General features: G+C 48.2%; 19 protein-coding genes and 3 pseudogenes. 16 read left to right on the top strand and 6 right to left on the bottom strand.

The features are described from left to right. Nucleotides 1-14: 14 nt before the first annotated feature. The 5 genes and pseudogenes from KHQ26_RS05440 to KHQ26_RS05420 all read right to left on the bottom strand — a co-directional run bounded on the left by KHQ26_RS05440 (nt 15) and on the right by KHQ26_RS05420 (nt 5,997). Nucleotides 15-1,171 (bottom strand): annotated as a pseudogene (locus KHQ26_RS05440) (RecT family recombinase). Further along, nucleotides 1,134-4,235 (bottom strand): RecE family exodeoxyribonuclease, encoded by a 3,102-nt coding sequence (locus KHQ26_RS05435; protein ID WP_211777864.1) that lies wholly within the window; start codon nt 4,233-4,235, stop codon nt 1,134-1,136. The pseudogene KHQ26_RS05440 and the gene KHQ26_RS05435 overlap by 38 nt, the downstream one beginning before the upstream one ends. Nucleotides 4,236-4,372: 137 nt before the next feature. Further along, the gene (locus KHQ26_RS05430) at nt 4,373-4,528 is read right to left on the bottom strand and encodes a YdaE family protein (protein WP_023282477.1); all 156 of its coding nucleotides are present in this window, start codon (nt 4,526-4,528) and stop codon (nt 4,373-4,375) included. Nucleotides 4,529-4,536: 8 nt separating this feature from the next. Further along, nucleotides 4,537-4,728, bottom strand: a pseudogene (locus tag KHQ26_RS05425) (YebW family protein). A 516-nt stretch (nt 4,729-5,244) separates the two neighbouring features. Next, nucleotides 5,245-5,997 (bottom strand): LexA family protein, encoded by a 753-nt coding sequence (locus KHQ26_RS05420; RefSeq protein WP_023282478.1) that lies wholly within the window; start codon nt 5,995-5,997, stop codon nt 5,245-5,247. Between the two features lie 41 nt (nt 5,998-6,038). On the opposite strand from KHQ26_RS05420, the gene KHQ26_RS05415 reads away from it, so the two are divergent. From KHQ26_RS05415 to KHQ26_RS05365, 11 genes are all read left to right on the top strand, one after another. Next, complete coding sequence (locus KHQ26_RS05415; RefSeq protein WP_023282479.1) at nt 6,039-6,272, top strand: hypothetical protein; 234 nt, start codon at nt 6,039-6,041, stop codon at nt 6,270-6,272. A 17-nt stretch (nt 6,273-6,289) separates the two neighbouring features. Beyond that, nucleotides 6,290-6,826 (top strand): toxin YdaT domain-containing protein, encoded by a 537-nt coding sequence (locus tag KHQ26_RS05410; protein WP_211777863.1) that lies wholly within the window; start codon nt 6,290-6,292, stop codon nt 6,824-6,826. Nucleotides 6,827-7,171: 345 nt separating this feature from the next. Beyond that, nucleotides 7,172-8,092, top strand: coding sequence for a replication protein (locus KHQ26_RS05405; protein ID WP_211777862.1), 921 nt, complete (start codon nt 7,172-7,174; stop codon nt 8,090-8,092). Continuing rightward, nucleotides 8,089-8,802: a replication protein P gene (locus KHQ26_RS05400; protein ID WP_023282482.1), complete on the top strand. Its 714-nt coding sequence runs from the start codon at nt 8,089-8,091 to the stop codon at nt 8,800-8,802. Before KHQ26_RS05405 ends, KHQ26_RS05400 begins: the two co-directional genes overlap by 4 nt. Then, nucleotides 8,795-9,130 carry a DUF977 family protein gene (locus KHQ26_RS05395; RefSeq protein ID WP_023282483.1) on the top strand — a complete coding sequence of 112 codons (336 nt, stop codon included), beginning with the start codon at nt 8,795-8,797 and terminating at the stop codon, nt 9,128-9,130. The genes KHQ26_RS05400 and KHQ26_RS05395 overlap by 8 nt, the downstream gene beginning before the upstream one ends. Then, nucleotides 9,123-9,908 (top strand): ParB/RepB/Spo0J family partition protein, encoded by a 786-nt coding sequence (locus KHQ26_RS05390; protein WP_023282484.1) that lies wholly within the window; start codon nt 9,123-9,125, stop codon nt 9,906-9,908. The genes KHQ26_RS05395 and KHQ26_RS05390 overlap by 8 nt, the downstream gene beginning before the upstream one ends. Continuing rightward, nucleotides 9,905-10,108, top strand: a complete 204-nt coding sequence (locus tag KHQ26_RS05385) for a hypothetical protein (protein WP_023282485.1) — start codon at nt 9,905-9,907, stop codon at nt 10,106-10,108. The genes KHQ26_RS05390 and KHQ26_RS05385 overlap by 4 nt, the downstream gene beginning before the upstream one ends. Further along, entirely contained in the window at nt 10,101-10,325 is a 225-nt protein-coding gene (locus KHQ26_RS05380) for a hypothetical protein (RefSeq protein ID WP_211777861.1), read from the top strand. The genes KHQ26_RS05385 and KHQ26_RS05380 overlap by 8 nt, the downstream gene beginning before the upstream one ends. A gap of 320 nt (nt 10,326-10,645) precedes the next feature. Then, on the top strand, nt 10,646-11,752 hold the full coding sequence (locus KHQ26_RS05375; RefSeq protein WP_126315581.1) for a hypothetical protein: 1,107 nt from the start codon (nt 10,646-10,648) through the stop codon (nt 11,750-11,752). Nucleotides 11,753-11,764: 12 nt separating this feature from the next. After that, a complete protein-coding gene (locus KHQ26_RS05370) occupies nt 11,765-12,196 on the top strand; it encodes a hypothetical protein (RefSeq protein ID WP_023282488.1) in 432 nt (143 codons plus the stop codon). Beyond that, a complete protein-coding gene (locus KHQ26_RS05365; RefSeq protein WP_023282489.1) occupies nt 12,196-12,846 on the top strand; it encodes a hypothetical protein in 651 nt (216 codons plus the stop codon). The genes KHQ26_RS05370 and KHQ26_RS05365 overlap by 1 nt, the downstream gene beginning before the upstream one ends. A gap of 40 nt (nt 12,847-12,886) precedes the next feature. On the opposite strand, the pseudogene KHQ26_RS25990 reads toward KHQ26_RS05365, so the two are convergent. Beyond that, nucleotides 12,887-13,280 (bottom strand): annotated as a pseudogene (locus KHQ26_RS25990) (hypothetical protein); the annotation flags it as partial. A 358-nt stretch (nt 13,281-13,638) separates the two neighbouring features. On the opposite strand from KHQ26_RS25990, the gene KHQ26_RS05360 reads away from it, so the two are divergent. From KHQ26_RS05360 to KHQ26_RS05335, 5 genes are all read left to right on the top strand, one after another. Continuing rightward, nucleotides 13,639-14,775, top strand: coding sequence for a tail fiber domain-containing protein (locus KHQ26_RS05360; RefSeq protein ID WP_023282490.1), 1,137 nt, complete (start codon nt 13,639-13,641; stop codon nt 14,773-14,775). After that, complete coding sequence (locus KHQ26_RS25985; protein WP_228297881.1) at nt 14,775-16,634, top strand: S-type pyocin domain-containing protein; 1,860 nt, start codon at nt 14,775-14,777, stop codon at nt 16,632-16,634. Before KHQ26_RS05360 ends, KHQ26_RS25985 begins: the two co-directional genes overlap by 1 nt. 9 nt (nt 16,635-16,643) lie before the next feature. Next, nucleotides 16,644-16,898 (top strand): colicin E3-like toxin immunity protein, encoded by a 255-nt coding sequence (locus KHQ26_RS05345; RefSeq protein WP_023282492.1) that lies wholly within the window; start codon nt 16,644-16,646, stop codon nt 16,896-16,898. Nucleotides 16,899-17,133: 235 nt separating this feature from the next. Continuing rightward, nucleotides 17,134-17,949 (top strand): antitermination protein, encoded by an 816-nt coding sequence (locus KHQ26_RS05340; RefSeq protein WP_211777860.1) that lies wholly within the window; start codon nt 17,134-17,136, stop codon nt 17,947-17,949. Nucleotides 17,950-18,201: 252 nt separating this feature from the next. Beyond that, nucleotides 18,202-18,828, top strand: a complete 627-nt coding sequence (locus KHQ26_RS05335; protein WP_211777859.1) for a YagU family protein — start codon at nt 18,202-18,204, stop codon at nt 18,826-18,828. Nucleotides 18,829-19,168 lie beyond the last annotated feature (340 nt).

The following is a 19,168-nucleotide window of genomic DNA, read 5'->3' as shown; positions in this document are numbered from 1 at the left end:
CTCTCCCGATCTGGTTAGCCCACGTATTCCGGTTTCATGTCGTCCAGGGTGATGCGGAACTGGTCATACAGTTCATCGCCGAGGTGGCGTTTCGCGCCGTTGAGAATGCCTTCAGCTTTAGCGAACAGTTCGACGGCTTCCGGTTCTCCGGGATTGGGTAGAGAGTTGATCGCGGCCTCAACTTTGTTTCGGGCGTCTACCATGAAATAACGCTGCACGGCTTTACCTTTCAGCTCGGTGAAAAGAACAGTGCCCAACACAGCTTTCTCTTTATCCAGATCCGCCCTGATGGCTTTTGCTGCATCGACCGATTCGGCGCGCTCAATGCGGTCACGGAAATCATCTGCCAGGGAAATATTGAGAGCTGCATCCTGCGTGCTGGTGGCGATGTCTGTTCCTCTGGTGATCTCTGCCACAGACATTCTTTGCGCCGGCGCCGGGTTTATTTCTCGCTCGGGTCTTTGTTCAACTTCATCCGGGCTGTAAACACCCAGGATGACTTCCGGGCAGTACAGGCGAGCCCAGTATTTGACGCCCAGATAAGCGATTTGCTGTTTCGGGTTAGAAACCCACAAAGGAGAATTACGTGTGACGACTCCAGAGAGATAAAGTGGCTCCCCCCAAGTGATTTCTGATTCACCGCGCAGAATCGCGCCGACCTGGACGAATAACCCGATTTCGTCCTCATCTGTCCAACCTCGTACACGCTCGGTGACATTGTATTTCCCGTTTTTGCCGTGCTTTTCCCGGGTGACCTCTTGAGTCCTGGTGCAGCGCTCCCAGTCGCCGCCGTAACGATAGTGAAAGCGGCCATGAATGGCGCTTGAGCTGGCGATTACCGCATTGACCAATTGGGCTTCATACCCAAGCACACCGTTTACCAGATGCGTTTTTTGCGCTACTGCGTAGGGATTCATGCCCCATTGCATTGCCTGCATAACGATCGCCATGCAATCGGCTGGTTTACCCGCGAGGTGTGCAGGTACCGTCACCTGAGAATCTGCCATCAGGTTTGCAAATGCCGTTAGCTGGCCGAGCGCCTGCACGTTGAAGATGGCGTTACTGGCAGAAATGGTATTTGGAGCCTGTTGCTCAGTGGTAACAATATTGGTGTTTTCCATCGTCATATCCCCTTATGCCTGTACGCGCAGCGCTTCGAGACGGCGCACATCAAAATCGTTGAGTTCTTCGGCGTAATCCTCAGTGATTGGCGCCGGCCATTCGCCAGTGTCGAAACCGTTCGCGATGACACGCATTGCTTTGCGATATTCCAGCATGCCGAGTTCCAGCAGTTCTTCGGATGCCTCGATGATGGCGATCCAGTGGTAGTTCTCGTCTTTGTTAACGAATATCCAGAAGAACTGGTCAAGGGCTGCGGTTTCGCAGTACATAGCCGCGCTCAGGTGGTAATCGCGCTCGATGATTTCCCGGTGCAATTTGGCGCGCAGGCCTTCCTGCTTGATGTTCCACATGCTGATGGTTTTAAGGTCCGCACCGATGCGCAGGCCGCCCATGTCTATCTCAAGGTCAGGACGCACGCGAACTTCCAGCCCGGTTTCCTCATCAATGCCGAAATAGCTCACCTCGACGGCACGGCTCGGGTGCGTCAATAACTTGCCGGCGGTCGGGTGATTCAGGAGTGCTTTCTGAATGGCCAGCGCAGTACTTAGCTGCTGATGGGTAACCAGCACTTTTCCTTCAGGGTTTTCGTGCCATGCATCCAGCAGCTCATCGGCAAACACGGCATCCGGTTTAACCGATTTCACGGCCTGAATCAGATCGGCCTTTGTGCCAGAGACTTTCAGCGGCTGCGCCTTCTGTGCTTCCTGAGCAACCAGGTCAGGGTTAATGATTGCCAGCTGTTCCAGTAAGGCATCGCGGCTGCCGCTGGTTTTCACCTGGGCGGGCAGAGTAGCGTTATATTCCTTGATGCATGCCTTCATTGCGGTAGCGGTTTGCTTTTGACCGTCTTCAATGCGCTGGAACTCAGCAGGCAAAGACATATAACCCTGGCCGGTTTCTTCAACTGATGTACCCAAAGGAACCTGGGCGGGCAGGGTCGCGTTGTATTCCTCCAAGAATCTCTTGATGTCATCTGCGCTGAGCAAAACCGGAAGCCCGTTGTTGTATTCGTCGATAAACGCGCGGATCGTCGCAGTCGTGGTGAAGGCGCCTTCCGGGATTTCCGGCTCGATGCTGAACTCTGTTTCCAGCTGCTCAGGCTGCAGCGCCAGTGCATGCACCAGATTTCCCATATCCAGAACAGGGGAGCGTACCTTCTGGATGGTTTTAGATACGTGGCGTGCCTCGAAATACATCAGCGATACCCGTGCATCTTTAACCATCGTGGAGCTGATACCGTTAGCGGCGTGGTAGATCTCATTTGGCACGCCTTCATATCGACCAGGCTCGAAATACTCCGGCCATGCTGGCGCTGCTTGTTCAGCCACTTCCTCTTCATCGCTATGAGCACTCTCGGAAACCTGGCTTTTCAGCACTTCGGCGGTAAGATCCGGGCAGCGTTCAGCCAGTATTTTGCTCATGTTCACGGCAGTTGTTTGCGCAGGAGGCTCATCAGCGCCTTCGCCTGCTGATACCGCATTATCATTTTCGTCTTCGACCGGCTGAGCCGTTTCCATCTGCACATCGCTGGTGGTTTCCCCGGAATTAGCTGGATGTAATTTTTCTTCTGCAGCGCGCTGGCGCGCCTGGTCCACGATAGAAAGTGCTGGTGTTGGTGATGTCTGGCTATCCATCAGACCATCAATCGAAAAAACACCATTGCCCATGTTTGAAACTTCAGGCTGTTTGGGCTTGGTCAGGTCTTCGGTTACCCACTTCTGATCTGTAGGGCCGCTAATCCCTTCAACATATTCGCCGCGTTCGGCGGCCAGAACCTGATTAGCGTCAGGACGTTTCTTTTGAGCTTCTTTCACCAGTTCGGTGCCAATTACCTGAAAGTCAGTTGGGAGAGTTTCCAGGTCAGGCACACCTTCATCTCCATCGATAGCCTTTTTCACAGCGTCCAGAGTGACGGCGGCAGATGAAACATGACCAGCTTTTTCAAGCGTTTCAGCAGAAGGGGCGTCATGCTTATGCTCGGTCAGGTTCGCATTGATATAGGTCTGCAGACTTACCGGGAAATGATGAATATCGCTGGTGGCGCCACGAATAAGGGCAAAAATGGCTGCGCGGGAATAATCCAGGATGCCTGCGACCTTGCGCAGCGCTGCAGACCATTCCTTGAACGGACTTTCTTTCTTCTGGACGATCTCTTTGGCCCGGCGGTGAATTGATGCCGGGAAATTGTAGATATCGAAATCCATTGGCATTGTGGCCAGGGCTATTTCTACATCGAGCGTATCAAGGGTATGGGTGTAGTCAGGATTGCGATCGGTTTTATTACCGCCGCCAGCATTCGTACCTGCATCAGTTTTCATAACCGAAGAAATGCAGTTACCGGCAGCCCATTCCCTGGTGAGAATGCCGCGGTCGATCGCGTTAGTAGCGAACCACAGCTTTGCAAACTGGATACGCTTGCCGAGCTCATGCCGTTTCCCTTCGGGGAAGACTTTTTTATTGGCACTGGTGAATTTCCAGAGCGCCGGCATATCGTATTTTTTGATTTCAGGGATATTCTCGGCGGCCAGAATCAGATCCTGGACGGCTGCGTTATCAGTGTCCATTTCAAGAACTGACAGCTCCTGCCGGTGAGGCATGCTGATTTGATAAACGTGGCGTTCTTCGGCCATATACTGCGCCAGCAGCTGAGTGCGAAAGGGGAGTTCTGCCACGTTAAAAAGCGCGCTTGAATCGTTCTGGTATTCATCGCTACCGAAAGTTTCCACGGTCTCACCTTGTGCCGCGTCACCAGTAGTATTGGCATCAACCAGCTCGCTACTAACGGGCTCAGCGGATACTCCGGCATCATCGATGTGATGATCCGCAGGCACCTGACCTGGCTTCAGAGCCCAGGTGCGACCATCATCGCCGAGCTGGTAGCGCTCGCACCATGAGTAATCGAGAACACCTTCCGCCGGCAGGTCATTGAATACCGGGAAATCGGTGCGAATTGGTTTTTGATAATCCTTACCGCGGCCTGTTTCGATCCCAGCGTCTTCCAGATCGACATCCAGCTGCAGCAGGGCGCGAGCTTCTGATTTATTAGTGCGCCAGATTACGGCATCAGCTTTACCCGATTTTTGAGTCGCTTTTATCAGATAAAAATATTCCATGTGATAGCCTCTATTTTGGATGTAGAATCCCCCGGGCCATTGGTAGCGCCCATTTAGGGTGGTCATTGGTTTTGGTAATTTCCGGTGTAACTTTGGTCGGTGGCACCGGACGTACAGCCCGCTTCGGCGGGTTTACGTTAGCCCTCGTGAGCCATCTGGTCGTGAGAGGCGCAACGTTCAGAGCAATACTCTTTTTCTTTCCGTGCGAGCTGGTTCCCCTGGAGGTACAACAGGGTGCTTACCACTGGTTTTCCCTCGATAGCTTTGCGGCAATAACCGCATTTCTTCTGCATTCTTCCCCCTACATTTGCACCGTGAACCCTGCCGGATGCTCGTCCAGTACACCTTTCAGCGGATAACATTCAGCTTTCACATGTTGCTCTTATGCAGCTGCCTTGCAGTCATTCTCAGTGTCGTAAACGCCGAGCAGGACATCCTGATTACCGCCCGTCAGCATGCTGACGGTGAGAACCAGAGCGAACATCGTGCTCATGAAGGGTCTCCTTTTTGCGCGAGCATGTAGCACACCCGGCGGATGAAAGCTGACAGCGGACTTAAACGAACAGCCTGCTGACGAGCGGGTTTGCGTGCGAAATCAATCATGTAAATAACTCCCTCAGTGCGCAGAAAAGCGCGATCCAGATGAAGAGCCCAATTACTGCTGAAATGACCATGGCTCTGATGCCTTGCTTACTCATTTCAACCTCAGCCATTACGTGGCCAGCGGAACAAGAAATACTTCTGCGCTTAATGTAAGACGGTGGATGGCCGTCGGTTGTTATCACCGAGTCCTCTCGGCTTGACTCTAATTACTACATATCTGTGATGTTGCAACGTGGTAAATTTAGCGTGTCGCTAAATTTCATGCAATAGCAAAATGCTAAATTATCTGGTGTGTTGTTTTAGCGTATTGATTAATAATGGATTTAAGTTCTGTCGATAACGAGGAGGGACATTGAGGAGACAAAAAAGCCCGCGCAAAGGCGGGCTAAGGAGTCCAAATAGGAGTTTAGGGAATATTCAGAATTTTAGCGTCAACGACAACCCCAATGATTTTGCAGTTGCCGTTAACTTCGATCATCGGATAAGCAGGGTTAAGGGGTTTTAGAAAGCGTCTGCCAGCATCGATAACTAGTTTCTTAAAAGTAGCTTCATTATCGCCATCTAGTTTGGCAACCACTAATTTTCCATTTCGAGGCTCTACTTCAGGATCTACCAGAATAGCAGCCCCTTCAGGTATGCTCAGACCTGCAGGAGAGGTCATTGAATCTCCTTTTACATCCAGCCAGAAGGAGTCCTCAGAGCATACAACAGTCGTATCGTACCAACGATCGATCGCTCGTCGGTGATATGGTTCTACAGCTTCCATCCATTGCCCCGCGCTTACCCAGCTGATTACAGGATAACTTCCTTTCGTCTCATTCAATCCTCGAAACGAAACGTTCGAAGATGTTTCTTTGGCATGTAAAACATCCATCCAGCCAAAAGGCAGATTAAGCGCAGACTCAATTTTGCGGGCCATCTTATCGCCAATATTGCGATGAGGATTTGGACCCAGAAGCTGGCTAAGAGCTGCCGGGCTTGTCTCAATGAGTTCGGCGAACTGTGCCTTTGTCATTCCAGACTCGCTCTGGCGCTTCTCGTACAGAGATTCCAGGTTGGCTTTTCTGATTTCTTTATTTTCCATCCCTGCATTGTTGTCGTTTTTAGCAAAATGATAAATGCGCAAATTGCTAAATGTTGCTTGCGTAGTATTTAGCATAACGCTAAACTCCAAAATTGTTGACTCAACCGGAGACACCAATGAGTACAGAACTACACCGCTGGCGTAAGGGCGCCACAACTGACGAATGGGCACAACTAGCGAAGCTGGCGAATACGACCCCGGGCTATCTGGATCAGATTGCCTACGGTAATCGCCGTGCATCTCCCGAAATGGCATCCGCAATTGAAGATGCTACAAGATTTTTTCACAGCCAGGCCCCGGTGCTCAAAGAAAGCCTTGTATTCGTCACTCCGCGTAATACGGCACTCTGAACATTAAAGAGAAAATCATGCGTTCACTTACCTATCAAAAAAATACCGGATTCAACACCGGTGCCTTGATAAAGCGAAATCAGCTGAGAGAGTTAGATCACGACGGTATTCGCTCTGCCGTTCGCGCCTGGGCAGCAGCTGAAGGGCAGGATGTTGTCTCGGCATACATCATCGATGAGTGGCGACAGCAGGGCGGCGAGGAGATCGCGTTTCCTGATGATATCAGCCGTGCCAGACAGAAGCTTTTTCGCTACCTGGACAACCCGGCCGAGTCTGAGCGCTATCGCGAGTACGTCCGCCTTCTTACCCCGGCAATCATGACCGTTCTTCCGTTGGAGTTCCGCCATCGCCTGATGCCTCAGGACGATATTTTGTCGCGCCTGTCTTCGGCCATGAAGGAATGCGCTGAAGCAAAGCAGGCGGTGATGCTGAACGCGCCAGAGCACCAGAAACTGAAGGAAGTGAGCGAGGGTATAGCGTCGCTTTTCAGGCTAATGCCTGAGCAGACAGGAGCGCTGATGACGATCGTGAGCTCAATGCTCGGCGTGATGTAAGCGGGGTATCCATGAATCACATCGAATTTATTGAAAAGAACGTCCGCGACGAACTTCTTCGCCAGGGCTTCACGCAAGCAGTGGCTCAGGGGGGGCATACCAGGCTGTCGACATGTACAAGCGGATGTCACAGGCAAGCCGCAAAGGGGGAATGTTTGACGATGTTATGCGACACGCAAAGTTATGGGCAGAGAAGCAGACCAGCGCAGCTGAACGTCGGGAAGCAAAGCGCAAAGTGCGAAAAGGCGGCGACCAGGCTGGGTTGTTCTGAAAGGGTGAAGACTGTTGTGCGCCAACACAGCCAGTCTTCGGGTGAATTAATTGGGTCAATTCACGGGATGAAGTATGTCAAATACCGCTGAAGTTATCAATTTTCCGATTAAAACCGAGCGTTCGGGAGGTCAAATGGCCGACCTGGCTAACGGGTATACCAAGATCGCAAACGAGATACAGAAGCTCAAGCCGCGTCTGCGGATGTCAGGTCGTGAGTGGCAGTGTCTTGAGGCTGTTATCTGGCTTACCTATGGATGGAACAAGAAGCAGGACCGAGTAACAAACACGGTGATTGCTGAACTGACAGACCTCGGAGAGTCGCATATTTCCGACACAATCAAATCTCTCGCGGAGCGGAAAATTATCTTCGCTCATAAGCAGGGAGTGATGAAAATTGTCGGTATAAATACTGAGCTATCTGAGTGTATTTTAGACAAACCGAAAACGGGAAAACCTTTCCCGGAATCGGGAAAAGTGTTACCGAAAACGGGAAAACCTTTCCCGGAAACGGGAGACACCCAATACAAGAACAAGAACAATAGTAAAAGATCTTCTTCGTTTCGGAATTCTAAAGAATCCCGAAACGAGGAAACTTTGAAGTTTCTCTCTCGTCATCCAGAAGCGGCCGATGGGATTTATACCCCTGCAGGTAAATCCTGGGGAACAGCTGACGACCTCAAAGCCGCGCGATGGATTTTCGATAAAGCCCTCACCGTGAATGCCTCCCTCTCAGAGCCGAACTGGGTTGAATGGGCGAATGCCATCCGCCTGATGCGCCTGCAGGACAAGCGCACGCACTATGAAATCTGCGAACTGTTCAAGTGGGCAAATGAGGATGGTTTCTGGCAGGGAAACATCCTCTGCCCCTCAAAACTACGTAAGAAGTGGGACCAACTCACAACTCAACGCCTGCGCAGCCATGGCCCATCAAAAACCACATCAGGCGCCAGTGCGCTGGACAATACCGACTGGATCGACGGGGTACTCGAATGAAATCTATCGCAGAAAGCATGCATAACTTCGATCGGAATAACTTTCAACGTATCGCCGTCGGCATGCCTGAAATCCAGGATGCACAGAGCTTTGCACATCAGGCGACAAAGACGGCTGAGGTATTCAACGAACTGTTTCGCCAGCTGCTCGCCGTATTCCCGGCGCTGGCCAACAAATCAGCGGAAGATCTCAACGAGATGCGTCGCCAGTGGCTCCTGGCGTTCAAGGAAAACGGGATCACCACGGTTGAGCAGATTAACGCAGGTATGCGGGTTGCGCGCAAACAGGAAAAACCATTCATGCCCTCGCCGGGGCAGTTCGTCGCCTGGTGTCGTTCTGAGGAAGTGGTTGCGGCTGGTCTTCCTGATGTTAACGAGCTGATGGAGATGATTTATCGCTACTGCCGGACCCGAGGACTTTACCCTGATGCTGAATCCTATCCGTGGAAACGTAATGAGCATTACTGGCTGGTTACGGGGCTGTATACCGACATGCGTGCAAATGCACTGAGTGATTCCGAACTGCGCCGTAAAGCCTCTGACGAGCTGCTGCGTATGGTTCGTCGCATGAATGCCGGGGAAGTGATTCCCGAGCCGGTTAAACAGATCCCAAAGCTTGGTGGACGTCCGCTGAGCAACGAGCAGGGCTTAAACAAAATCGCGGAAATTCGAGCGAAATTCGGTTTAGGCAGAGGGCGGAATCATGGCTAGAGCATTGTCAGCAGTTGAGCGCAGAGAGTACGTCCGCGCAGTGATTCGGATCACCAGGCATCAGGGGCGCCTCACGACCTCCGAAGCAATGAAAAGACTGGGGCTGAGCCGCGCTACTGTTCAACGGTATTTTTCCGAAGCAGAAGCGACTGGCGAGGTTGTCCGGCATGGTCGTTTGGGGCTTTTCCGCGATCAGCGGGCCGTCATCGACTTTGATATGAAGCGTTTTGGGATGGTGCCAAAGGCAGCGTCAGGGATGAATTACAGCCTGCTTGGCAGTCCTGTTTTTCAGCGAGTTTTAGATGTTCAGGAGGCTATTCATGGCTAAGAATTCAATCGATGTATACGGTGCCAGCGGCAAAACAAACGTGCTCAATTTCGAGCCTGAAAACCTGCACCTTGTCACCGATAAGACCCACCCACTTTACGATGAGCGTGTACACCTGCCGATCGAGGAAGGGATGGTACTGAACATTGCGGAGCTGGGGGTACTGGAGCCAATCATCGTCTGGAAAGACCCTGAAACGGGGCTCACCTGCGTAGTTGTTGGCCGTCAGCGCGTTAAACATACCCTGGAGGCAAATAAACTCCGTCTGAAAGAAGGCAAAGACCCACTGCTTGTACCTGGAGTCGTTAAGCGCGGATCAGCAAATCAGATGGCTAAATACATGGTCAGCGAAAACGAAATTCGCCGACCTGATACGCCGCTTGGCCGGGCTAAAAAAATGTCAGACGCGCTCGACCGCGGGCTCGATGAGGACGATATTGCGGTGTTGTTTGGCTGCAGCGTTCAGACCGTTCGAGCAACGCTATCCCTTCTCGATGCCACTCAGGCCGTCAGGGAAGCGGTGGAGGCTGGCACAGTTACCGTTACCCAGGCGCGTCAGCTGGCATCGCTTAAACCCGAAGAGCAGCGGGAGAAGGTCTCTGAAATCGAAGTAGCAACTGCTGGCACAACCGGCCATGAAAGAGCCCGGCGTCAGCGTCAGATCCTCGGTGATGCAAAGCCTCGCCTGAAAACCCGCAAAGAAATCACAAAAGCCCTGGAATCTGCCGATGGTGAGTATGCGAGCGCACTCCGTTGGGTGCTTGGGGAGGCCGTATGACAATTATCAAAACCCATACCGGCACCGTGATCACCAAAGACGGTCCGAAGGTAAAAAAACTGCACCAGACAGAGCGGATGTGGGTCGTCGGCAAAAACGAGTTTTACCACAAAGAAACAGGGCGCCGTCACTTTGCAGAAAATACGCGCCGCCGGTTGCTGCTCGACACCATCAAGCCTATTGGGGTGAAGCATGTTTAAACAGAACGAAAAATCTATCGCTCAAATTGCTGAGTATATCCCGCGCGCCTGCCGGGGTATGCAGCTGCAGGAGGCCAAAGCGCGCCTGAAGAAAAAGATTGCGCTCTATATCGATGACGGCTGTGATGCTGCCGTTCTTAACGCGGTGTTTGCGTCAGCTCTTAACAGCCATACGAGAGAGTCTTTTTTTTCGTGCATTGCAGCGCAGCTGCATTAGGAGGCCAAACAAGCAACTCACTGCAAATTCTCTGCATTAAAGATACCGAGGGATACTGGACTGTAAATGAGAGATATCCGGCCCGCCAGTTCTGTCGGGCTCTTGCTCATCTCATGAAAATGCATGAAAACCACTACACAAAGCGGGCTGGCGTGGCGGAGATACGAAAGCGCACGAAGCGAGATGATCATCATCACAAAATTGCAGTAAGAATAAGCTTAAAGCGCTTGAATTTTTTCCATCTGATTTGTTAGGGTTATTAGATACTCTCCTTTGTAGTCCATTCGAAGGAGTTTTTGCGGTTTATGCGGGTGGATTCTATGACAGGCAATGTCCCGGCAGTACTAAGTGAAGCAGAATTAAAATCAATTATAGCACTTGTAAATAGACTTCCCTGGGGTGTGGCTAAGCCAGTCATTACATCCCTTGGTTTAACTCTTGGTAAGGGACGAGATGCCACTTACGAAAAAATACTAAAGGAATTAAGTGAATTAAAAACGAAGAGCATTCAGAAATTTAATTCAATAATTCAAGAGATTGACAAGTTACTATTTGGACAGTTCATTTATGGTGATAAAGCTCTTTTTAGCTTGACAGTCGATACTAAAGCTATTAGCACTATAGATCAAAGGATTGAATTTGATTGGGGAGTTATGAATCAACCTTCATCTCTAAGTGATACAATTCTTTCTAAAAATGAGATACAAAACTCGAAGAAAAACCAATTGGAATTAATTCATTATTCGACAGACAGCAATCAAAGCATTGTTTTATTTAGTTCTGTGCGTGAGCAAATCGTAAGAGAGAAAATCATCCCTAGTACTATACCTCAATATAGTAGCTACGATGAAATAATAGCTAAGAAAAAAGAGAAACATCAGTGTTTTGATGTTTGCATAATTGATAAAGCTACTTCAAAAATTTATATCCTCATAGATTCTGGATTGAATACCATTGGCGAAAGTATTTTATTCGCTAAATCCAATGTTGTTAGGACTTTGTATAACTATGCAGGTTATCAATTTAATTCGGCTGAAAAAGATTTCTTCCCTTTAATTGATGAAATATTCAATCAGAAAAAACCACCATACTCTCTCTTGAAATATAAAGTCTTTGATTTGTCGTTTCTTACACCAGAAGGTACTACGCATAAAGAGAAGAAAAATGATAAAAGCAATGATTTGAGAAAGGATTTATTTAATCAAGAAGGTATAAAAGCTGTTGGTAATATTGGACTTTATAGGATAGGTGTTAGATTAGAGCGTGTAAATCCGGCGCTTCAATTGCTAGACAATGTTGAGTTGATCATTCCGGGAACACTTAGAAGATACCTTGGGGGATCGTCCAGCTCCCCTGTAACATTTGCTATACTAAGTCAGTGTATCTCACGTGATGATTTTGAAATTCTAACAAAGCTGATATTATGAGTGGAGTCAGCAATGAAGGGTGGCAAAATGGCTAGACTTATACAGCAAATCTGTGCGGAGAGTCCTCGAGTGGGCTCTCTTGCTACGCATTTGTATGATGAAATTTCAAGTTTGGCTTGTCGCTCTCCTAATGTCTATATTAGCTATAATATAATTTTTGATATAGCTAATTCGCATAAAGAATTTAATTCGGAATGTGATGAATTAGATGTTTTTTCCGCCATTCAGGTGCTTTGCAATCCTGGAGTTGATTTTTTAAAACTTAATTATCAATTCATAGATGACATTTATGGCACATTTGAGGTTAGTATTGCTGATGTTATAGATGCAGAAAAAAGCCACTTTCTGGAACATCCATATACTGGTGAGCTAGTGGAAAATTACAAAGAATTTGTTTTCCCTTTTTATACAGTTAAATATGAATGTAAAAAGGGTGACCGCTAATGATGATGAGCCTTGCTGATCTTGATAAGAACTTTGCGCTTAGTCAATGCCATCATGCAATTGCGAGAATGGATTTCGCACTCTCCTCTTATGGGAATTTTAAACAGTACATTCGAAGTGAATTAGATTATGCAATCCAGAAGTTAGAACAGAATGGAAATAGAATCAACTTTGATTTGACAGAAGATCAATTGACTCTCTTTCTTCTTTCCAATCTTGAAAATAGATACATTGGACTTCATGCATCGCATGAAGTAAATCAAAGAGGGCACTGTGACATAACTGTAAAACTAGGTGGGTTCGTATGGCATGGTGAGGCGAAAAAGCACACCTCGGGATACAGTTATCTTTTCAAAGGATACTCACAGTTAACTGAGCGATATAGCACTGGTACAGTGAATAGTGCCAGTGGTGGATTGATTATATATACAAAAAACCAATCATGTTCTGCTATGATGGCCCAATGGGAAAAACACTTAACTAAATGTGCTCCCAAGATTCATGCTTGTAAACAGATCAATATTATCGCATGTAAAGACAATCCTCTTGTCTTTTATAGTAATCATGAGCACACGGCAACAAAGCTTGGGTATGAAGTTATTCACTACCCAGTAGTTCTTTATCATAAGCCGATCGATCCTGATTTATAATTAAAACCACGAGTTAGCTTATGGTGTTTAACTAAGTTTATTATGTATATGGATTGAATTGAATTCCCCCAAGCAAATGGTTTAATTCTTTTAACCGCTTTTGTAATAGAATTAGTTCATTACGTAAAAAGATGCGACTGACTTTTGCCACTTCATCGAATCCTCCAGTATTATTGGGAATGATGCCCATCATCTTCGGCGGTCTTCAGTACGTCACCATCATGCTACCGTGGCTGACGTTTTTGATGTTCAGAACCCCATCCTTTGCCACTACTTCTCATAGTAGGATGATCTGCCGTACTTTATTCCGTTAGGTGAGTACATAAACAGGTTACGGAAGTTGCCCGGTATCTTGGCGCTTTTCATGGCCTAGCGAATATTGTTTACGTCCCCCAGCTCTGCGTTGCGCCGGTCATGTACATGATAAAGTCCGCTTCTACGGGTTTTGTATTTTTCTATTGATAAGAATTCCTCATCAGTAGACTACAGGTAGGACTGTATCGGCATTAAATACTCCCAAAATAGGTAGGCTACTGTCTGTCGAAACGCTTTCCCGCCCCGATCCTCCAGAAAGATGGCTCTCATCCAAATGCTCAATGCAATGGCTAAAGGACACCACCATTGGGTTAATACTCAGTGGGTTACATCTACGATTAGCTAAAGGACCGACTCGTATCCGGATAGTAAACCGACGTTGACGAGTTGAAAAACCAGGTGTATAACCACTGTATAAACACACAGCTGTGTATTTATACAGTGGTTATTTTTTAGCAATCGACAAGGAAAATGGAAATGGTTGATCAAAAAATCAATGCACAAGTTTTAAGCGGTGTTAACGACGATATTTCAGAAATGAAATCACTGACTACGTTGCGTAAACGTGTTGTAACTGATGGTGAAGTGGTTTCTAAATCTCAGAACGCTTTTCGTCTGGCGGGTGGTAAAACGGGAGTTATTCTGCGCAATGACGGTAATGACTTTTATGCTCTTGTAACTCCAGAAGATCAGGCGCAAGACGGGCAATGGAACACCCTTCGCCCATTATCTTTCAATCTCAAAACTGGTCGTGTTTCTCTCCGTAATGGCGTGGACATTTCTGGTGGGGCTGTAGTTTCGCATGATGCAGGCATTTCGGCGCGTACGACCGGCCCGTCGCCGATCATAAATGGACAGACCTATTCATCCCCATCCATTCATACCGATTTTACAAGCGGTAATATCACCACCCAAATGATGATGTGCGCCAGGGTAGAAGCAGGCAAGCAAGATTACGGTCTACTCTCTTATCGTGACTGGCAGGGTAGCTGGAACGAACTGCGCGTTCGATCAAATGCCGAACTGGATGCCGGGCAGTTTACCAAACGCAATTCAGAGGGATGGATTAAAGCTGCAGGTAACCGTAACGTCAACAATGATAAAGACCGTAAAACCAATGCGTTATGGATTCAGGGCGCGGGGGATTTATCCGCAGACTTTTATCACTATGAGCGTATTGGTCAGCATCATTTCCTCGGACTACATGTAGCTAATGGTGGCGCGCAGGGGTGGTATGAATTCCGTAATGATGGCCATGCTTACACCAATGGTGCCTGGAACAGTAGCTCTGATGCGCGAATGAAAACCCAGGTCGAGAAAATCGATAATGCGTTAGAAAAGCTCGATTGTATTAGTGGTTACACCTATCTGAAGCAGGGCGTTACCGAAGCTGGTGTAATCGCTCAGGAATTGGAGGAAGTCCTTCCACAGGCTGTTTCAAAGACGGAACTTACACTCAATGACGGCAGTGTGTTGAAGGATGCTCGCAGCATCAATATCAATGGAGTGGTAGCACTACTTATTGAAGCGCTTAAGGAAGAACGTCAGGCTCGACTTGCCCTGGAAAAGCGTTTAGCCGATCTGGAAGCTCGTAGTGGTCAGGAGACAGAGTGATGGCAGATAATCAACCGGTTCCTCTTACCCCCGCACCACCTGGAATGGTATCACTTGGCGTCAATGAAAACGGCGAAGAGGAGATGACTGTCATTGGTGGAGATGGCAGCGGCACAGGGTTTTCTGGGAATGAAGCACCTATTATTCCTGGAAGTGGTAGCCTCCAGGCCGACTTAGGTAAAAAGTCTCTAACCCGACTACAGGCTGAAAGTTCAGCAGCAATTCATGCGACTGCAAAATGGACTACAGAGAATCTTGCAAAAACGCAGGCTGCGCAGGCTGAAAGGGCCAAGGCTGCCATGCTTTCTCAGCAGGCAGCAAAAGCAAAACAGGCCAAACTCACGCAACATCTGAAAGATGTAGTGGATCGCGCGCTTCAGAACAACAAAACGCGGCCTACTGTTATTGATCTTGCTCATCAGAATAACCAACAAATGGCCGCAATGGCCGAGTTTATAGGCCGTCAAAAGGCAATTGAAGAAGCTCGTAAAAAGGCTGAAAGGGAAGCCAAAAGGGCTGAAGAAGCTTATCAGGCTGCTTTGAGAGCGCAGGAAGAAGAACAGCGCAAGCAGGCAGAAATTGAACGGAAATTGCAGGAGGCAAGGAAGCAAGAGGCAGCGGCAAAAGCAAAAGCTGAAGCTGACAGAATTGCGGCTGAGAAAGCTGAAGCAGAGGCAAGAGCTAAAGCGGAAGCTGAGCGACGGAAAGCAGAGGAGGCTCGAAAGGCGCTTTTTGCAAAGGCTGGGATTAAGGACACTCCTGTTTATACACTGGAGAAGACAAAAGCAGCCACTACGTTGTTTTTAACACCGGGTGTTAGGTTACTGAATCGTGCTCCAGCGATGATACAGTTATCCGCTTTGGCTGCAGAAATTAATGGCGTCTTAACTACTGCTGCTAGTGCAGTAATGACGGCTACTGCTGAATTCTCAGGTTGGATTGCCTCAGCGTTATGGCGAGGTGTAGCTGGTGTTGCAACAGCTAGTACTGTTGGTCCCATGGTTGCCGCAGCATCGACGCTATTCTTTTCACCTCGCGCAGGTGGCGGAAGCGACAGTAAGGTTCCTGGTAGGGATATCGAGATGTTGGCTGCGCAAGCCAGGTTGTTCACGGCGGGTAAGCTGAGTATCGAACCGGGCATGAAGAGCGTCAACCTCCCGGTACGTGGCTTCATCTCTTCGGAAACTGATGGGCGCCAGTCTCTGATGCTTGTAAAAACCGGTTCTGATGGAGTACCTTCCACTGTTCCTGTATTGGATGCTGTACGTGACAGTACTACTGGCCTTGATAAAATAACGGTACCGGCGATGTCTGGTGCGCCGTCGCGGACCATCCTCGTGAATCCGGTTCCAATTGGACCTGCTGCTCCGTGGCATACCGGCAATAGCGGGCCAGTGCCAGTAACACCTGTTCACACCGGTACAGAGGTGAAGCAGGCTGACAGTATCGTCACGACAACTTTGCCGATTGCAGACATTCCGCCACTACAGGACTTCATCTACTGGCAGCCGGATGCTTCTGGGACAGGTGTTGAACCTATTTATGTAATGACTAGTCAACCCAGGAAAGGAGTAAAAGACTACGGACATGATTATCATCCGGCTCCAAAAACTGAAGAAATTAAGGGGTTGGGGGAGTTGATTGAGTCTCGGAAAAAAACTCCAAAACAAGGGGGAGGTGGACGACGAGATCGATGGGTGGGAGATAAAGGACGAAAAATCTATGAGTGGGATTCGCAGCATGGAGAACTTGAAGGTTACAGAGCTAGCGACGGCTCTCATCTTGGAGCATTTGATCCAAACACCGGCAAGCAACTTAAAGGTCCGGACCCTAAACGTAACATCAAAAAATATCTTTGAGGTGAATTAATGGGACTGAAATTACGATTAGAATGGTTTAATAAGCAAACAGATTTATTAGTTGGCAAAGAGTACTCTAAGGATTTTGGTGATGATGGTTCGGTTATCGAAAGCCTTGGTATTCCTTTAAAGGATAATATCAATAATGGTGGCTTTGATTTAGAAGAGAGTTGGATTCCTTTATTGCAACCTCATTTTAAAAATAAAATTGAAACTGATAAAAATCTTTACCAGATTTCATTTGATTATCGTGATAGTTGGTAATATGCCTACCTAAGAAAATATAGCCAGCCTTCGTAGTTGGCTATATTTGTAGTTGATTTACAATTATCAACCAGCCATAATCATGTCATCGGAGCCTGAACAACTCTGGTGACTTCTGCGCTTTGAGGGGACTTAAAGTGCAAACGACATTCAGAACACCTTTCAACCAGTCACAGATGCAGAAATGCACCTGCGTTTTATTACATTCAGTGTTTTACCTCTTTGGAGGTGAAGCATGAAACTCGAAGCATCCTTAAAACATTTCAGCCCTCAGGGCATGCACATCAGCGCCGATGTGAAAAGCACATCACCTGACCGTCTCAACGGTACGGATGTTATGGCTGGTATTGGGGTGACAAGCAGCAGGGCAAGGTTCGGACTGTATGCTTTCTTCGGAAAGGCTGGTATCAGCAAGACAGATCAGCAATTGGCCGTCCAGGCGCTAGCGCGGTATGCGATTGAAACCGCACCGAAGAACGTACGCAAAACCGCGGGTAAAGAGCTGGGGCACTGCTGCCTGATTTTGGCGAAGTTTGCTTTTGCGGAGTATTCCCGGTCCGCGGAAACAACGGGAGCCTGCAGGGTATGCAATGGCACCGGGAAAATTGAAACAACCACTACGGAACGCAAAGTCTCTAACCCGTGGGGCAAAGCTCCATATTGGGCGAAAAAATCCCGTGCTGTCCGTCCTTCCGACTGGGATAAGTGGACTGAAGTAACAGCCAGCATAAGCGCTAAATGTGAAGCTTGTGACGGTAAGGGAAAGATAAACGCACGCTGCCGCTGCGGTGGTTCTGGCCAGGTTCTCGACCGCAAAGCGACAAAAGAGCAGGGAGCACCGGTATATAAAATCTGTGAACGCTGTTCGGGGAATGGCTTTTCAACGATGCCGTCTACTGCTGCTTATAAAGCGATTCTGACGCTTATCCCAGACCTGCACATCAGAACATGGACGCGCAACTGGAAACCTTTCTGCGATGCGCTGGTGGACCTATGCTTGAGGGAAGAGAAGAGGGCAGATGAAGAGTTTCAACGAGCAACAGCTGATTGAGTAAATGGGCGCATTATTTTGCATTTTAGGTGCAATGTGCTTGCTTTTGTCCGAAGTTGTCGTGTATATTTTAAATCGTGGAATAAAGCGCCTGAACGAAACCATTCATATAAACCCTGCTACTGCAGGGTTTTGTGTTTTTGAAAACAAATGCCTGAAATCGGCTATAAAGTGTGATCTGAATCAAAATGCCATGCGCCAAACTTAAGGAATATTAAGGAACTGTAAATATTCTTTATAAGTGATGGTCTTATGGCGTTAAAAGATATTTTTGTGCGAACCGAACCTCGCAGACGGCATTATGGCGTTGCATTGTTTATCGGGCTTATTTCTGGGGTGGTTTCAGCATTTGTTAAATGGGGTGCTGAAGTACCACTACCACCGCGTAGCCCTGTCGACATGTTTACCAGTGCCTGTGGACCAGAGTCATTAATTCGAGCTGCAGGGCAAATTGATTGCTCCAGAAACTTCCTTAACCCTCCTTATATTTTTCTGCGTGATTGGTTAGGGCTGGCCGATCCAAATGCGGCTGTCTATACCTTTGCCGGACATGTGTTTAACTGGGTAGGTGTAACGCATATCATATTCTCCATCGTGTTTGCGGTTGGGTATTGTGTAGTTGCCGAGGTGTTTCCAAAAATCAAGCTGTGGCAGGGTTTACTTGCAGGTGCACTCGCACAACTGTTTGTCCATATGGTTTCGTTTCCGCTTATGGGCCTAACCCCACCGTTGATTGAGCTTCCATGGTATGAAAACGTTTCTGAAATATTTGGTCACCTGGTGTGGTTCTGGTCAATTGAGATAATTCGCCGGGATCTGAGAAACAGAATTACGCACGAACCGGATGCTGAAGTTTCTCTGAATTCAGCATTCAGATAATCTAAGCTGCGAAGTCTGAAACCCGCATAAAATGCGGGTTTTTTATGCCTGTGATTAGTCGCTCTTCGATAGCAATGTATGCAGAGTGTATTGACGCTAGCTATGTTTACAGCATAACGTATTGATGTGGTGAATCCCCCTATGCGGAGGGGCGACCAGTCAGTTACAGAAACCTGTAAATGCAGCGCGGCCATGCCGACTGGGGCATGCTCACCGGGAGGCACCCGGCACCACACTGCCACATAACATATTTAAGATTTATGGAAGGTTTACTTCTGCGGTTGCCCTTCTATGTTTATAGAACGTAACGGCAAAAGTGAATGCTTCCTGGTAAATCGGT

Origin of the sequence: Klebsiella sp. 10 (assembly GCF_018223925.1) — a bacterium.
Lineage (GTDB): Bacteria > Pseudomonadota > Gammaproteobacteria > Enterobacterales > Enterobacteriaceae > Klebsiella > Klebsiella pneumoniae.
This window is presented reverse-complemented; position numbering and strand designations above follow the sequence as displayed.

Coding starts and splice junctions, on each gene's coding strand:
- KHQ26_RS05405 (WP_211777862.1), top strand. CDS start 7,172: ATGTCAAATACCGCTGAAGTTATCAATTTTCCGATTAAAACCGAGCGT.
- KHQ26_RS05340 (WP_211777860.1), top strand. CDS start 17,134: ATGAAACTCGAAGCATCCTTAAAACATTTCAGCCCTCAGGGCATGCAC.
- KHQ26_RS05390 (WP_023282484.1), top strand. CDS start 9,123: ATGGCTAAGAATTCAATCGATGTATACGGTGCCAGCGGCAAAACAAAC.
- KHQ26_RS05345 (WP_023282492.1), top strand. CDS start 16,644: ATGGGACTGAAATTACGATTAGAATGGTTTAATAAGCAAACAGATTTA.
- KHQ26_RS05375 (WP_126315581.1), top strand. CDS start 10,646: ATGACAGGCAATGTCCCGGCAGTACTAAGTGAAGCAGAATTAAAATCA.
- KHQ26_RS05430 (WP_023282477.1), bottom strand. CDS start 4,528: ATGCAGAAGAAATGCGGTTATTGCCGCAAAGCTATCGAGGGAAAACCA.
- KHQ26_RS05380 (WP_211777861.1), top strand. CDS start 10,101: ATGTTTAAACAGAACGAAAAATCTATCGCTCAAATTGCTGAGTATATC.
- KHQ26_RS05365 (WP_023282489.1), top strand. CDS start 12,196: ATGATGATGAGCCTTGCTGATCTTGATAAGAACTTTGCGCTTAGTCAA.
- KHQ26_RS05385 (WP_023282485.1), top strand. CDS start 9,905: ATGACAATTATCAAAACCCATACCGGCACCGTGATCACCAAAGACGGT.
- KHQ26_RS25985 (WP_228297881.1), top strand. CDS start 14,775: ATGGCAGATAATCAACCGGTTCCTCTTACCCCCGCACCACCTGGAATG.
- KHQ26_RS05370 (WP_023282488.1), top strand. CDS start 11,765: ATGAAGGGTGGCAAAATGGCTAGACTTATACAGCAAATCTGTGCGGAG.
- KHQ26_RS05400 (WP_023282482.1), top strand. CDS start 8,089: ATGAAATCTATCGCAGAAAGCATGCATAACTTCGATCGGAATAACTTT.
- KHQ26_RS05410 (WP_211777863.1), top strand. CDS start 6,290: ATGCGTTCACTTACCTATCAAAAAAATACCGGATTCAACACCGGTGCC.
- KHQ26_RS05360 (WP_023282490.1), top strand. CDS start 13,639: ATGGTTGATCAAAAAATCAATGCACAAGTTTTAAGCGGTGTTAACGAC.
- KHQ26_RS05420 (WP_023282478.1), bottom strand. CDS start 5,997: ATGCTAAATACTACGCAAGCAACATTTAGCAATTTGCGCATTTATCAT.
- KHQ26_RS05395 (WP_023282483.1), top strand. CDS start 8,795: ATGGCTAGAGCATTGTCAGCAGTTGAGCGCAGAGAGTACGTCCGCGCA.
- KHQ26_RS05435 (WP_211777864.1), bottom strand. CDS start 4,235: ATGGAATATTTTTATCTGATAAAAGCGACTCAAAAATCGGGTAAAGCT.
- KHQ26_RS05415 (WP_023282479.1), top strand. CDS start 6,039: ATGAGTACAGAACTACACCGCTGGCGTAAGGGCGCCACAACTGACGAA.
- KHQ26_RS05335 (WP_211777859.1), top strand. CDS start 18,202: ATGGCGTTAAAAGATATTTTTGTGCGAACCGAACCTCGCAGACGGCAT.